The sequence below is a fragment of the Clostridium estertheticum genome, assembly GCF_011065935.2.
GTDB lineage: Bacteria > Bacillota > Clostridia > Clostridiales > Clostridiaceae > Clostridium_AD > Clostridium_AD estertheticum_A.
The window spans coordinates 471,801-486,843 of sequence record NZ_JAAMNH020000001.1; the positions used below are offsets into that span (position 1 = coordinate 471,801).

Here is a 15,043-nt window from a genome sequence, read left to right on the forward strand (position 1 = left end):
TTTCATGGAATAAACTTAGAGTCTGTTAATGAATTCTTTACTATCAGAACATCCTACATTCCGAACCTTAATATGCTTAAAATAGAATTTTTTTTATTCTACTTCAGCTATAAAGTCTTCCCAAGTTGCATAAAGATCTTGAAGCTCCTTTTTAACATTTGCAAGTTGACTATTTACCTCTGAGCTTCTAATAGGATTTGAATAAACCTCTTCAATACAAAGATCGTTATTCAATTTTTCTGATTCTTGTTCTAATGAAGAAATTTTATCTTCTAGATCTTTTAGGGCCGTTTTCTTTTGTTTTTCTAATTTTGATTCTTCTCTTTTCTTTTTTTTATCAAAATTAATTTGGGTTTTTGACATTCCAACTTGGGCTTCTTCTACTTGGAACCTAAGAGGGTTTTTCTTTTTTTCTACATAATAATTATAATTACCTAAATATTCTTTGAGACCATCTTGGTTCAATTCAAGTATTTTAGAAATTACCTTATTTAAGAAATATCTATCATGAGATATTACAATAACGGTGCCGTCATATGCCTGTATTGAATCCTCTAGTGCTTCGCGTGACATAATATCTAAGTGATTTGTCGGCTCATCTAGTAGTAAAAAGTTGGATTTAGATAGCATGATCTTTAGAAGATTAATCCTGCATCTTTCCCCACCACTTAATGAATATATATTTTTGAATACATCTTCACCTATAAATAAGAATGCAGCCAGGGCTGTACGGAGCTCGGTGGTAGTAAGTTTAGGGAATTCATCCCAAACCTCATCTATTATAGTTTTTTCTTCATTCAAATTTGATTGTTCTTGGTCATAATATCCTACAAAAATATTTTTGCCTAATATTTTTATGCCTGTATCACTTGGGATTTTATCCATTATAATTTTAAAAAGAGTGGTTTTGCCTCTTCCGTTTTCTCCAATAAGAGCAATCTTATCTGACCTTTTCATATCTAGGTTTAAATTTTCGAACAAAAGATTGTCTCCAAATGATTTTGATAAATTTTCTATATGGAGGACGTCATTTCCACTTTTTATTTCTGTTTCAAAATTAATTCTAGTTTCCCTAGGATCCCTGTCAGGTTGATAAATCCTTTCCATTTTGTCCAAGGATTTTTGCCTGCTCTCTGCAGCCCTTACACTTTTTTCCCTGTTAAAGGATTTATATTTAGTTATAATATCTTCTTGTCTTTTTATTTCTATTTGTTGCAAATTGTAGGCCTTTAATTGAATTTCATAATTTATCTTCTTTAAATCAATAAAATTTGTATAGTTTCCATTATAACAATCCACATGACCATTAAGAAGTTCGAAAGTTTTATTAGAAATAGTATCTAAAAAGAACCTATCATGAGATATTATAAACATAGTTCCTTTATAGGCTCTCAAATAATCTTCCAACCATTCTATAGCATCTAGGTCCAAGTGGTTAGTGGGCTCATCCAGTAACAATACATCTGGATTTTTAAGCAATAACTTGCATAGTGCAACTCTAGTCTTTTGACCACCGCTTAATATGTTGATGGGCTTATTATAGTCTTCTTCCATAAAGCCAAGACCTTTAAGAACCCTACCAATTTCTGCTTTATAGGTGTATCCTCCACGATTGTTGTAAAGGTCATAAGTTAATGTATATTCTTTTATTATTCTATTAGTATATTCCTCTTTTGAAGCATCATAAGGTTCATTCATTTTTGATTCTAAATCTTTAAGGTTTTTTTCGAGGCTTAAGAGATCCTCGAATACTAAAAGTGTTTCTTCGTATATAGTACTATCGGAATTTAAGGTTAGATCCTGAGATAGATAACCAACCCTCTTATTTTTATCTATAAATAGCTCACCATTATCGTAATCTAATTGATTCGTGAGTATTTTAAAAAGTGTAGATTTACCTGCTCCATTAGCACCAATAAAACCTACTTTTTCACCTTCATTTATACTAAAAGTTATTTTGTCTAAAATAACATCTATACCATAACTTTTGTGAATGTCTTTGCAACTTAGAACTATTATTATGTTCACCTTCCCTGCTCTGTAGTATTACCATTATAATATTAATTAAAGACCGTTTATATATTATTGTACTATTTATATTGAAATTTTTGTAGTGAAAAATAAATATATGTAGGATTTTTTTAAAAAACAGTGTAGAAACAAAGTAAAATGGCAAAAATAACATAAGAACTATTAATTTTGTAATAAAAAGTAGTGTTAAATTCTAATAGTGTGGTAAAATAAATAATATGAAATTTATGATGTTGGTGGAGGGGTGTAAACTGTGGAAAGAAAAAAGAATATATCAATGGCAGTTATTAAAAGATTGCCTAAATACCATAGATACTTAAGAGAACTTTTAAAAAATGATGTAGATAGGATATCCTCAAAAGAATTAGGGGAAAAAATTGGGTTTACAGCATCTCAAATTAGACAAGACCTGAACTGTTTTGGAGATTTTGGACAACAGGGATACGGATATAATGTAAAAGAATTATTAAATGAAATAAGTGGAATACTTGGATTATCAAAAGAGTATAAGATGATAATAATAGGAGCTGGCAATATAGGGCAAGCTATTGCCAATTATACACGTTTTGAAAAGTTAGCATTTAATTTAGTAGGTATTTTTGATATTAACCCAAAGCTAATAGGACTCAAAATTAGAGATGTTGAAGTAAGTGACATAGATAAATTAGTGGAATTTCTTAAATCTACACCAATAGATATTGGTGTAATCTGTGTGTCTAAAAACAATGCGCAAGTAGTTGCTGATATGATGGTAACAAATGGGGTTAAGGGTATATGGAATTTTGCACCTGTGGATTTAGAGGTATCGGAAGAAATAATAGTGGAAAATGTACATTTAAGTGAAAGTCTTCTAACTCTTAGTTGCTTAATGAATGACAGGACATATCCATAAAATTATGGTGTAATACATAGCAAAATTAAAACTTAAAAAATACTGTTTTAAAATAAAAAAGTGATTTTTTATTGAAATAAGTACCATAAAGATATATACTGTAGTTGAAGTAAAGTGCTTCAACTATTTTTTTTGATTTTCAATTGTTATATTATTAACAATTGTTATATTATTAACAAATGGTTAATATGGATTAATTCGTAAGGAGTGGATTATTGTGGAATACAAAAATGTTGTTCTTCAAAAAGAAGACAGAGTTGCAGTTATTACAATTAGTAGACCCAAAGCTCTAAATGCATTAAACACAGAAACATTAAAAGAGCTAGAACTCGCAATTGATGAAATTGCTAGTGATGACCAAATTTACGCAGTGATTATAACAGGAGAGGGAAAAGCTTTCGTTGCAGGAGCTGATATCTCAGAAATGAAAGATCTTGATGTAATGGGCGCTAGAAGATTTGGAAATTTAGGAAACAAAGTATTTAGAAAACTAGAAACTTTAGAAAAACCTATAATAGCAGCAGTAAACGGTTTTGCGCTAGGTGGAGGTTGTGAGCTTTCTATGGCTTGCGATATCAGAATAGCTTCAGCAAAAGCAAAATTTGGACAACCTGAGACCGGACTTGGAATTACACCTGGATTTGGAGGTACTCAAAGACTAGCTAGACTTGTAGGTATGGGTATGGCTAAACAATTATTATTTACTGCGGAAATTATCAATGCAGAGGAAGCCTTAAGAATAGGGCTTGTTAATAAGGTAGTAGAACCTGAAAATTTAATTGAAGAAGCAAAACTATTAGCTAAGAAAATTGCAAGCAACGCACCTATAGCTGTTAAATTGTGTAAAACAGCAATTAATAGGGGTATGCAAATGGATATAGATACAGCTTTAATTTATGAAGCTGAGATTTTCGGAGAATGTTTCGCGACTGAAGACCAAAAAAGTGGAATGATAGCATTTCTTGAAAAATCAGAAAAATGCTTTAAAAATAAATAAATATAATTTTCTATAAAAACAAGAGAAAGTTAACAATTGTTATCTTTCTCAGAGAATAGCGAGGAGGAAGATTTATGGATTTTTCATTGACAAAACAACAAGAATTTGTAAAACAAATGGTAAGGGAATTTACAATAAATGAAGTTGAACCAATAGCTGCGGAAATTGATAGAACAGAAAGATTCCCTACAGAAACTGTAGAGAAAATGGCTAGATATAATATGCTTGGTATTCCAATTTCTACTGAATTTGGTGGAGCTGGCGGAGACAATTTATCTTACGCTATTGCTGTTGAAGAACTATCAAAAGCATGTGGAACTACGGGAGTTATACTTTCAGCCCATACTTCATTATGTGCTGGCCCAATAGATATGTTTGGAACATTAGAGCAAAAGAACAAATACTTAATTCCACTTGCAAAAGGTGAAAAATTAGGTGCTTTTGGATTAACTGAACCTAATGCAGGAACAGATGCGTCTGAGCAACAAACTACAGCAATTTTAGACGGAGATAATTATATATTAAATGGTTCAAAAATATTTATCACTAATGCTGCAGTAGCAGATTTATTTATAGTCTTTGCTATGACTGATAAGAGCAAAGGAACAAAAGGAATTACTGCTTTCATAGTTGAAAAAGAGTTTCCTGGATTCTCAATTGGTAAATTAGAAGATAAATTAGGAATAAGAGCATCTTCAACTGGTGAGCTTATATTTGAAAACTGTATAGTTCCAAAAGAAAATATGCTGGGAAAAGAAGGAAGAGGATTTGGTATAGCAATGAAAACTCTTGACGGAGGAAGAATTGGTATAGCAGCTCAAGCACTAGGAATTGCAGAAGGTGCACTAGAAGCAGCAGCTAAATACATGAAAGAAAGAAAACAATTTGGGAAACCATTATCAGCATTCCAAGGACTTCAATGGATGATGGCAGAACTAGATGTTAAAGTTGAAGCTTCAAAACTTTTAGTATATAAGGCAGCATGGAACAAGGATAATGGTCTTCCATATAGTGTAGAAGCTGCTAGAGCAAAATTATATGCATCAGAAACAGCTATGGAAGTTACAACTAAAGCTGTTCAAATCTTCGGTGGATATGGATATACAAAAGAATACCCAGTAGAAAGAATGATGAGAGATGCTAAGATAACTGAGATTTATGAAGGAACTTCACAAGTTCAAAAAATGGTTATCGCTGGAAACTTATTAAAGTAGGAGGGGTTTAAGAAATGAATATAGTTGTATGTTTAAAACAAGTTCCAGATACAAATGAAGTTAAAATAGATCCAAAGACAGGAACCCTTATAAGAGAAGGAGTTCCATCCATTATAAATCCAGATGATAAAAATGCACTAGAAGAAGCATTAAGATTAAAAGATAGCAATGGTGCCCATATAACAGTTATAAGTATGGGACCACCACAAGCAGAAAAAGCACTAAGAGAAGCACTAGCTATGGGAGCGGACGCCGCAATATTAGTATCTGACAGAGCCTTTGCAGGAGCAGATACATTAGCTACATCTCATGCCCTGGCAGCAACTTTAAGAAAATTAGACTACGACATTGTTTTTGCAGGTAGACAAGCTATAGATGGAGATACAGCGCAAGTTGGTCCAGAAATAGCAGAACACTTAGGTCTTCCACAAATAACTTACGTTGAAAAAGTTGAAGTAATTAAGGGTGGATTAAAAGTTAGAAAAGCTTGGGAAGATGGATATGAAGACATAGAAGTAAAATCTCCAGTTCTTTTAACAGCTATAAAAGAATTAAATCAGCCAAGATATATGAACATAAAAAACATTTTTGATATGTACCAAAATAAAGAAGTTAAAGTTTGGAATGCAGACAATATTGATGCAGACAAAGCTCTTCTAGGTCTAAGCGGTTCACCAACAAAGGTTAAAAAGTCTATGACTAAAGAACCTAAAGGAAATGGAGAACTTGTAAAGTTACCACCTAAAGAAGCAGCTCAATATGTAGTTTCAAAATTAAAAGAAAACCACTTTATTTAAGGAGGGATCAAGCAATGAATATAGAAGATTATAAAGGAGTCTGGGTCTTTGCTGAGCAAAGAGACGGAGAACTTCAAAAGGTATCACTTGAAATTTTAGGTAAGGGACGTGAAATAGCTAATAAATTAGGCGAAGAGTTAACAGCTGTAGTGCTTGGAGACAAAACAGATGCTATGGTTCGCGAACTCGTAGCTTATGGCGCTGATAAAGTAATAGTAGCTGAGAGTCCATTACTCGGCCACTTTTCAACTGATGCCTATGCAAAAGTTATTTGTGAACTAGCCAGCGAGCGAAAACCAGAAATAATTTTTATCGGAGCAAGTTATTTAGGAAGAGATTTAGGACCAAGAGTATCAGCAAGACTTGCAACAGGACTTACAGCTGATTGTACTTCTTTAGATATAGATACAGAAACTAAAAATCTACTTATGACAAGACCAGCATTTGGAGGAAACCTAATGGCTACTATAGTTTGTGGAGATCATAGGCCACAAATGGCTACTATTAGACCAGGAGTTTTTGAAAAATTAGCTAAAGATAAAAATAGAACCTGCATTATTGAAAAGGTTACTGTAAACCTAACAGAAGCTGATATCAGAACTAAAACTTTAGAAGTTGTAAAACTTGCTAAAGATATAGCAGATATCGGAGAAGCTAACATCATCGTATCTGGTGGTCGTGGAGTTGGATCTAAAGAAAACTTCGCACTACTCGAAACTCTAGCATCTAGCCTTGGCGGAGTTGTTGGAGGATCTAGAGCAGCAGTTGAAAATGGTTGGGTAGATAAATCACTTCAAGTTGGACAAACAGGGAAAACAGTTAGACCAACTGTATATATAGCTTGTGGTATATCAGGGGCAATTCAGCATTTAGCTGGTATGCAAGAATCTGATTTTATAATAGCTATAAACAAAGATGCAACAGCACCTATCATGAAAGTTGCAGATATTGCAATAGCTGGGGATTACACAAAGGTACTTCCAGAAATGGTAGCTCAAATCAATGCATTAAACGAAGATAAATAATTCAATTTAAAATAGATTTAATTAAAGTGAACTTGCTCTAATGCTAAAATTTAGTATTAGAGTAAGTTTTAAAAATAGATACTACTTTTATTTTCAAACAAACTAAAATTCGAGGAGTGTGTTATTATGGAAAAGATTTTTGTACTTGGAGCTGGAACTATGGGAGCAGGTATTGTTCAAACATTTGCAGCTAAGGGATATGAAGTAATAATGAGAGATATCAAAGATGAATTTGTAGATAAAGGACTTGCTGGAATCAAAAAGAATTTAGAAAGATTAGTTAGCAAGGAAAAAATGACAGTAGAAAAAATGGAAGAAATACTTTCAAGAATTACAGGAACTACTGATATGGGTTTAGCATCAGATTGTGATTTAGTAGTTGAAGCTGCTGTTGAAAACATGGAAATTAAGAAACAAATTTTCGCAGAGCTCGGTACAATCTGTAAACCAGAAACTATTTTAGCATCAAATACATCTTCACTTTCTATAACAGAAGTAGGAACTGCTACAAATAGACCTGACAAAGTTATAGGAATGCATTTCTTTAATCCAGCTCCAATGATGAAGCTTGTAGAAATAATTAAAGGAATGGCTACATCAACTGAAACTTTCGATGCAGTTAAAGAAGTAGCTATAGCTATTGGAAAAGACCCTGTACAAGTTGAAGAGGCACCAGGATTTGTGGTAAACAGAATACTAATACCAATGGTCAATGAAGCTGTAGGCATACTTGCAGAAGGTATTGCAACTGCAGAAGATATCGATAAAGCAATGATGCTAGGAGCTAATCACCCAATGGGACCATTAGCACTTGGAGACCTTATAGGACTTGACGTATGTCTTGCTATAATGGATGTTTTATATAAAGAAACTGGAGACTCTAAGTACAGGGCTCATAGCCTTTTAAGAAAATATGTTAGAGGTGGATTCTTAGGAAGAAAAACTAAAAGTGGATTCTTTAATTATACAAGATAAGATCATATTTTGAAGGATGAATTTAGAGAGTATTATAACTTATAATGAGTTGTAATGCTCTCTAAATATTGTTTTATATAAATAAGATTAACAATTAAATGGTTACTTGCATTGTTAAAGATATATCGTTAACGATGTCTTGGGAAAAATATAAAGTTGCTAAGTAAATATATAGATAAATACTATTATATTAAAAATGGAGGGGTATATAATGAACAGATTTACGCTACCAAGAGACATTTATTTTGGAGAAAATTCATTAGAAGTTTTGAAAACTATAAAGGGTAAAAAAGCAGTAATAGTTACTGGTGGAAGCTCTATGAAAAAATTCGGATTCTTAGATAAGGTTGAAGCTTATTTAAAAGAAGCAGGAATTGAAGTTAAGCATATTACTGGAGTAGAACCAGATCCATCAGTAGAAACGGTAATGAATGGTGCAGCAGTAATGAGAGAATTTCAGCCAGACTTAATAGTATCAATCGGTGGGGGTTCACCAATAGATGCAGCAAAGGCTATGTGGATTTTCTATGAATATCCAGAATTTACTTTTGAACAAGCGGTTATACCCTTTGGTCTTCCAGAGCTAAGACAAAAAGCTAAATTTATAGCTATACCATCAACTAGTGGAACAGCAACTGAGGTTACAGCATTTTCAGTAATTACTGACTATAAAGCAAAAATAAAATATCCACTAGCAGATTTCAACTTAACACCAGATATAGCAATAGTTGATCCTGCACTTGCTCAAACAATGCCACCTATGTTAGTAGCACATACAGGCATGGATGCATTAACTCATGCAATTGAAGCTTATGTAGCAGGACTTCATTCAAGTTTTTCAGACCCACTTGCAATGCAAGCTATAACTATGATTAAAGAAAATTTATTAAAGTCCTTTGAAGGAAATGATGAAGCAAGAAATGAAATGCATATTGCGCAATGCTTAGCTGGAATGGCATTTTCAAATGCACTACTAGGAATTGCTCATAGTATGGCACATAAAACAGGAGCTGTATTACATATTCCTCATGGCCTCGCAAACGCAATATTCCTCCCATATGTTATAGATTTTAATAAAAAAGCTTGTGGAGATAGATATGCTACAATAGCAAGAAACTTAAATTTAAGTGGAAAATCGCAAGATGAATTAATAGATTCATTAACTAATATGATAAGAGATTTAAATAAAGTTATGAATATCCCCTGTTCTTTAGCTGAATATGGAATAACTAAAGAAGAATTTGAAGCAAATGTAGATTTTATGGCTGAAAATGCTATAAAAGATGCATGCACAGGATCTAACCCAAGATCAATAAATGTTGATGAAATGAAAAAAGTGTTTACATGCACATTTACAGGAGAAAAAGTTAATTTTTAACCGCAGGTGACTATTAAAATATGGAGTTTATGTTGACTATAGCTCTAGAAAGATTTAAAATATAAATGTAATTTAATATTGGTGGATGATAATTGTTGGAGATATCCCATATACTTTGGGGTAACCGAAGAAGAAATGAGTAAATTTTGCTAGGAATTACTCAGAAGCTTTCAGGTTGAGTACAATAATTGGACATGTTCCTGGAGAGATCCATTAAAATGGGCATCGAAGAAGAAACTCAAATAGGTTAATATTTTGAGGAAACTTTCAGATAAAAGGACAGGTAGTGAGTAGCATTAGTGTTCCTATGCTCTTTACTGCCTGTCTATTTAATTTAGGTATGCAGAAAGAAATATCAATTCAATGAATCCTGAAATCGTTTTACTAATAAATATGTTATGAAAAATGGATGTTAAGCCATAGACTTTAACTCTTTGTGGTAAAATAAAGTTATACTGAGCATTATATATTTACAATAATTGTGTTTTTAATGTACTTACTATAAATAGACAAAATCATAGATGAACATGGAGGAAGAAAAATGTATAAAATCGTTGAGAAAAGAGCATTAGCACCTCAAATATTTTTAATGGATATTGAGGCGCCAAGAGTAGCTAAATCAGCTAAACCAGGTCAATTTGTAATTATCAAAATGGATGAAAAAGGTGAAAGAATACCACTCACAATTTCTGACTATGATACTGAAAGAGGAACGGTGACTATAGTAGTTCAAACAATAGGTTGTTCAACGAAAGAAATGGAAAACTATGAAGTTGGTGATTCATTTTTAGATTTTGTAGGACCACTTGGACAAGCATCAGAATTAATGAGTGAAAGCATTGAAGAGCTAAAAAACAAGAAAATCATTTTTATAGCAGGTGGACTTGGAACAGCTCCAGTATATCCTCAAGTTAAATGGTTAAATGAGCAAGGCGTAAAAGCAGATGTAATAATAGGTGCAAAGGCTGAAGAATATGTGATTATGGAAAAAGAAATGAAAAGTGTAGCAGGCAACGTTTATCCATGTACTGATGATGGTTCTTATGGATTCAAAGGACTTGTTACAAATAAATTAAAAGAATTAGTCCAAAATGAAGGAAAGAAATACGATTTAGTTATTGCTATTGGACCAATGATAATGATGAAATTTGTTTGCAAATTAACTGAAGAACTTGGAATAACAACTATTGTAAGTATGAATCCAATTATGGTAGATGGCACAGGTATGTGTGGAGCTTGTAGACTTACTGTAGATGGCGAGACTAAGTTTGCCTGTGTAGATGGACCAGAATTTGATGGCCATAAGGTTAATTTTGAAGAAGCAATGAGAAGACAAACAATGTACAAAACACAAGAATTTTCTAAAAATGAAGGTATTAAAGCAGGCTGTGGCCTGGGAGGTGCTAAATAATGGATAGAATGAAGAGGGTTCCAATATCTGAACAAGATCCAAAAATAAGAGCAACTAATTTTGAAGAAGTATGTCTAGGTTATACAGAAGATGAAGCAGTTGAAGAAGCTACAAGATGCTTAAACTGTAAAAATCCAAAGTGTGTTACTAAATGTCCTGTAGCAATAGATATTCCAGGGTTTATTCAGCATGTTAAGAATAGAGAATTTGAAGAAGCAGTTAAAGTAATAGCAGAATATAGTGCATTACCAGCTGTTTGTGGAAGAGTCTGTCCACAAGAAACCCAATGCGAAAGCAAATGTATACTTGGAATAAAGGGAGAAGCTGTAGCTATAGGTAAACTTGAAAGATTTGTAGGTGACTATTCAAGAGTACATAATGTTGATATTTCACAAACAAAACCTAAAAATGGTAAGAAGATTGCAGTAATAGGAAGCGGCCCTGCTGGACTTACTTGTGCAGGAGAGCTAGCTAAAGATGGATATGATGTAACTATTTTTGAAGCACTTCATGAAGCTGGGGGAGTTTTGGTTTATGGAATTCCAGAATTTAGATTGCCAAAAGAAACAGTTGTTAAACATGAAGTTGAAAATGTTAAAAAATTAGGAGTTAAAATAGAAACAAATGTTATTGTAGGAAGAACTGTAACAATAAATCAATTAATGGAAGAAGAAAATTTTGTGGCTGTATTTATTGGTTCAGGTGCAGGACTTCCAATGTTCATGGGAATACCCGGAGAAAATTTAAATGGAGTATTTTCTGCTAATGAATATTTGACTAGAAACAATTTGATGAAAGCATATAAAGAAGGCTATCAAACCCCTATTAGAACAGGCAACAAGGTTGCTGTTGTAGGTGGAGGTAATGTTGCAATGGACTCTGTACGTACAGCAGTAAGACTAGGTGCTGAGGGTCATATAGTATACAGAAGATCAGAATCAGAACTTCCAGCAAGAGCTGAAGAAGTGCATCATGCAAAAGAAGAAGGAGTTATAATGGATTTACTTGTGAATCCAGTTGAGATTCTAGGAGATGAAAAAGGAAATGTTATAGGCATGAAGTGTATAAGAATGGAACTTGGTGAGCCTGATGCTTCAGGTAGAAGAAGACCTATAGAAATTAAAGGTTCAGAGTTTATAATTGATGTAGATACAGTTATAATGTCTCTTGGAACATCACCAAATCCATTAATTGCATCAACCACAGAAGGCCTAGAAATTAACAAATGGAAGTGTATAATTGCAGAAGATGAAACTGGCTTAACTTCTAAAAAGAATGTATACGCCGGTGGAGATGCTGTTTCAGGAGCGGCTACAGTTATATTGGCCATGGAAGCAGGCAAAAAAGCTGCTAAAGCTATAAATGAAATGTTAACAAAATAATAGAGTTTAACAAAAGCAACTCCATAAACTAAGGTTTATGGAGTTGTTTTTAATATCTACATTTTTAGAAAATAAAAGAAATCATAAGCATTATGTAGTTAATTGTATATATAATCACAAATTTAGAAAATTACTCGAACATTTACTATTGACAAAAGTGTAGTACATTGATATAAATAATGTAGCACATAAAATCATATATGTTACATTTAGTTGTAAACGGTTTAATATATTATATTAAATGCTGAAAACATGTGCGTATTTCAAATTATATAAAGAAATAGTGTATCACAATACATGAAATAAGATATATATTGGAGGAGTAAATATGTGTGTAAAAATTGCTATAAACGGGTTTGGAAGAATAGGAAGGGTTGTATTAAGAATCGCACAAGATAATTTATATGAAGGAGCAGAAATAGTAGCTATAAATGCAAGAGCAGATGTAGAAACCCTTGCACACCTTTTTACCTATGATTCTTGTTATGGAACATTTAAAGGTAAAGTAGAAACGCAAGGTAACTCATTAATAATAAATGGTAAGGAAATTAAAGTGTTTAACGAAAAAGAAGCTAAAAATTTACCTTGGAAGGAACTAGGTGTAGGTCTTGTTATAGAATCAACAGGGATATATACAAATGGAGAACAGGCTATGCAACATATTGAAGCAGGGGCTAAAAAGGTAGTAATTACCGCACCAGCAAAAAATGAGGATATAACAATAGTTATGGGAGTTAATGACGAAAAGTATAACCCTCAAAAACACCATATTATTTCAAATGCTTCTTGTACTACCAATTGTCTTGCACCTTTTACTAAAGTATTAGATGAACAATTTGGTATAGTTAATGGATGTATGACAACGATACACTCCTATACTAATGATCAAAAAATATTAGACAAAACTCATAAAGATTTAAGACGTGCTAGAGCTGCGGGGGAGTCAATAATTCCTACAACTACTGGAGCTGCAAAAGCGCTTGCAAAGGTAATTCCAAATCTTAAAGGCAAAATCAATGGGTCAGCTTTAAGGGTACCTACCGCAGCAGTGTCTATAACAGAACTTATATGTGAAATGTCAAAAGAAGTAACTGTAGAACAAGTAAATAATGCATTCCAATATGCATCACAACATGAGCTTAAAGGCATATTAGGCTATTCAGAAAAACCATTAGTATCTATAGATTATAAGGGTGATGATAGATCATCTATAGTTGATGGACTTTCAACCATGGTTATAGGCAAAAATATTTTAAAGGTGCTAGCATGGTATGATAATGAATGGGGATATTCAGCTAGAACTGTAGATTTAGTAAATCTTGTAGCAAGTAAGATAGCAATTGAAAAGAATATGAAGAAGGTAGGATAGCTTGAAAAGAAACGGGGACGGTGAACAATTATTAACTAGTTTATTAGTTAATAATTGTTCACCGTTCCTCTTTACTTTAAAAGGACAAAACAGTGGGGACTGTTAACAACTATTGGACATTTAAGGACTAAAAGGTCCAATAGTTGTTAACTGTCCCTACATAAAACTTAAAAAATACAAAAAATTCACAACTAAGGGTTAATAATTTGATATAATAAGGTTATATAAAAGATTATAAAGTAGGGGGGATATTTATGTTAATGGATAAAATAAACAAATATTATACTAAAGAGTATGATTTGAGTTGCTCTGAAGTAATGATTTATGCTGCTAGTGATGAATATAATATGAATTTAAAAAGTGAAACATTTAAAGCTATGTCGTCCTTTGGTGGTGGAATGGGTGTTGAGAGCGTATGTGGAGCTATAACAGGCTCCCTTTCAGTTATAGGTATACTATTCACTAAAGAAAAAGCACATGAAGGAGATAGGGTTAAAAAGCTCTGTCAGGAATTCTTTCAAAAGTTTGAAGCAAAATTAGGTACAGATAATTGTGCGAGGCTTAAGGAAGAATATAAAAAGCAGGATATTGGATGCAGGGTTATGATTGAAACTGCTGCACAAATATTAGATGAAATTGTTATAAGAGAATTAAAAATTAATAATTGAACGAAGGAAAGGGAAAATTATGGATTATAAAAATATTGAATCATTTGATAAAGGCATCATTATAAAAGATGTAGAGAATTTTGAATTAGACCATATTTTCGAATGCGGCCAATGTTTTAGATGGAACAAACAAGCGAGTGGTAACTACATAGGAGTGGCATACGGTAAGGTAATAGAAGTAGAAAAGAAGGATACTCAGGTAAAAATATATAATATAAATGAGGAAGAATTTAATGCGCTTTGGTGTGATTATTTTGACCTTAAAAGAGATTATACAGTTATCAAGGATGAATTTCAGAAGGACCCTCTTCTTAAAAAATCTGTTGATTTTGGATATGGGATTAGACTACTTCAGCAAGAGCCTTTTGAGCTAACCATGTCATTTATAATTTCTTCGAATAATAGAATCCCCATGATAAAAAGAGCCATAGACAATTTGAGCAAAAGATGGGGCAAAGAAATAGAATATAAAGGTGAAACCTACTATACCTTTCCAAATGCTTCTGATTTAGAAGCTGCGTCATTAGAAGATATAAAGAGTTGTGGGCTAGGGTTCAGGTCTAAGTATGTAAAAGATACGGTGCATAGGGTTTATACTGGTGAAGTAAATTTGGAAGTTATTAAATCCGAGGAAGATGATAAATGCCACGAAGAATTGCAAAAGCTTATGGGTATTGGCCCAAAGGTTTCGGATTGTATTATGTTATTTTCTATGCAAAAATATTCTGCTTTTCCAGTGGATGTCTGGGTTAAGAGGGCAATGCAATTTTTTTATTTAGCACCAGATGTATCTCTACCCAAAATAAGAATTTTTGCTAGGGATAAATTTGAAAACACGGCAGGGTTTGCACAACAGTATTTATTTTATTATGCAAGGGAGAATAATATTAAAATCGAATAAAAT

General features: G+C 32.7%; 13 protein-coding genes and 1 riboswitch. Of the genes, 12 read left to right on the forward strand and 1 reads right to left on the reverse strand.

Translation table 11 applies throughout. The features are described from left to right. Positions 1-93 precede the first annotated feature (93 nt). Positions 94-2,019, reverse strand: coding sequence for a ribosomal protection-like ABC-F family protein (gene abc-f, locus G9F72_RS02200; RefSeq protein WP_164957053.1), 1,926 nt, complete (start codon positions 2,017-2,019; stop codon positions 94-96). Between the two features lie 265 nt (positions 2,020-2,284). Between abc-f and G9F72_RS02205 the strand changes: the two genes are divergently transcribed. From G9F72_RS02205 to G9F72_RS02260, 12 genes are all read left to right on the forward strand, one after another. Further along, a complete protein-coding gene (locus G9F72_RS02205; protein WP_164956817.1) occupies positions 2,285-2,923 on the forward strand; it encodes a redox-sensing transcriptional repressor Rex in 639 nt (212 codons plus the stop codon). A gap of 217 nt (positions 2,924-3,140) precedes the next feature. Continuing rightward, complete coding sequence (locus G9F72_RS02210; RefSeq protein ID WP_164956816.1) at positions 3,141-3,920, forward strand: short-chain-enoyl-CoA hydratase; 780 nt, start codon at positions 3,141-3,143, stop codon at positions 3,918-3,920. A gap of 74 nt (positions 3,921-3,994) precedes the next feature. Beyond that, on the forward strand, positions 3,995-5,134 hold the full coding sequence (locus G9F72_RS02215) for an acyl-CoA dehydrogenase (RefSeq protein WP_164956815.1): 1,140 nt from the start codon (positions 3,995-3,997) through the stop codon (positions 5,132-5,134). 14 nt (positions 5,135-5,148) lie between these two features. Beyond that, complete coding sequence (locus tag G9F72_RS02220) at positions 5,149-5,931, forward strand: electron transfer flavoprotein subunit beta/FixA family protein (RefSeq protein WP_224675925.1); 783 nt, start codon at positions 5,149-5,151, stop codon at positions 5,929-5,931. A gap of 14 nt (positions 5,932-5,945) precedes the next feature. After that, complete coding sequence (locus tag G9F72_RS02225) at positions 5,946-6,956, forward strand: electron transfer flavoprotein subunit alpha/FixB family protein (RefSeq protein WP_224675926.1); 1,011 nt, start codon at positions 5,946-5,948, stop codon at positions 6,954-6,956. 126 nt (positions 6,957-7,082) lie between these two features. Further along, positions 7,083-7,931 (forward strand): 3-hydroxybutyryl-CoA dehydrogenase, encoded by an 849-nt coding sequence (locus G9F72_RS02230; RefSeq protein WP_164959536.1) that lies wholly within the window; start codon positions 7,083-7,085, stop codon positions 7,929-7,931. Positions 7,932-8,142: 211 nt separating this feature from the next. Then, entirely contained in the window at positions 8,143-9,309 is a 1,167-nt protein-coding gene (locus tag G9F72_RS02235) for an iron-containing alcohol dehydrogenase (RefSeq protein ID WP_164959535.1), read from the forward strand. 190 nt (positions 9,310-9,499) lie between these two features. Then, positions 9,500-9,602: riboswitch (glycine riboswitch) on the forward strand. Positions 9,603-9,850: 248 nt separating this feature from the next. Continuing rightward, the gene (locus G9F72_RS02240; protein ID WP_164959534.1) at positions 9,851-10,720 is read left to right on the forward strand and encodes a sulfide/dihydroorotate dehydrogenase-like FAD/NAD-binding protein; all 870 of its coding nucleotides are present in this window, start codon (positions 9,851-9,853) and stop codon (positions 10,718-10,720) included. Then, a complete protein-coding gene (gene gltA / locus G9F72_RS02245) occupies positions 10,720-12,102 on the forward strand; it encodes an NADPH-dependent glutamate synthase (protein ID WP_164959533.1) in 1,383 nt (460 codons plus the stop codon). Before G9F72_RS02240 ends, gltA begins: the two co-directional genes overlap by 1 nt. Positions 12,103-12,430: 328 nt before the next feature. Continuing rightward, the gene (gene gap / locus G9F72_RS02250; RefSeq protein ID WP_164959532.1) at positions 12,431-13,471 is read left to right on the forward strand and encodes a type I glyceraldehyde-3-phosphate dehydrogenase; all 1,041 of its coding nucleotides are present in this window, start codon (positions 12,431-12,433) and stop codon (positions 13,469-13,471) included. Positions 13,472-13,725: 254 nt separating this feature from the next. Then, positions 13,726-14,139, forward strand: a complete 414-nt coding sequence (locus G9F72_RS02255; protein ID WP_164959531.1) for a C-GCAxxG-C-C family (seleno)protein — start codon at positions 13,726-13,728, stop codon at positions 14,137-14,139. 19 nt (positions 14,140-14,158) lie between these two features. Beyond that, the gene (locus G9F72_RS02260) at positions 14,159-15,040 is read left to right on the forward strand and encodes a DNA-3-methyladenine glycosylase family protein (protein ID WP_164959530.1); all 882 of its coding nucleotides are present in this window, start codon (positions 14,159-14,161) and stop codon (positions 15,038-15,040) included. Positions 15,041-15,043: the final 3 nt, after the last annotated feature.

Coding starts and splice junctions, on each gene's coding strand:
- G9F72_RS02215 (WP_164956815.1), top strand. CDS start 3,995: ATGGATTTTTCATTGACAAAACAACAAGAATTTGTAAAACAAATGGTA.
- G9F72_RS02225 (WP_224675926.1), top strand. CDS start 5,946: ATGAATATAGAAGATTATAAAGGAGTCTGGGTCTTTGCTGAGCAAAGA.
- G9F72_RS02255 (WP_164959531.1), top strand. CDS start 13,726: ATGTTAATGGATAAAATAAACAAATATTATACTAAAGAGTATGATTTG.
- gap (WP_164959532.1), top strand. CDS start 12,431: ATGTGTGTAAAAATTGCTATAAACGGGTTTGGAAGAATAGGAAGGGTT.
- G9F72_RS02260 (WP_164959530.1), top strand. CDS start 14,159: ATGGATTATAAAAATATTGAATCATTTGATAAAGGCATCATTATAAAA.
- G9F72_RS02240 (WP_164959534.1), top strand. CDS start 9,851: ATGTATAAAATCGTTGAGAAAAGAGCATTAGCACCTCAAATATTTTTA.
- gltA (WP_164959533.1), top strand. CDS start 10,720: ATGGATAGAATGAAGAGGGTTCCAATATCTGAACAAGATCCAAAAATA.
- G9F72_RS02220 (WP_224675925.1), top strand. CDS start 5,149: ATGAATATAGTTGTATGTTTAAAACAAGTTCCAGATACAAATGAAGTT.
- G9F72_RS02230 (WP_164959536.1), top strand. CDS start 7,083: ATGGAAAAGATTTTTGTACTTGGAGCTGGAACTATGGGAGCAGGTATT.
- G9F72_RS02235 (WP_164959535.1), top strand. CDS start 8,143: ATGAACAGATTTACGCTACCAAGAGACATTTATTTTGGAGAAAATTCA.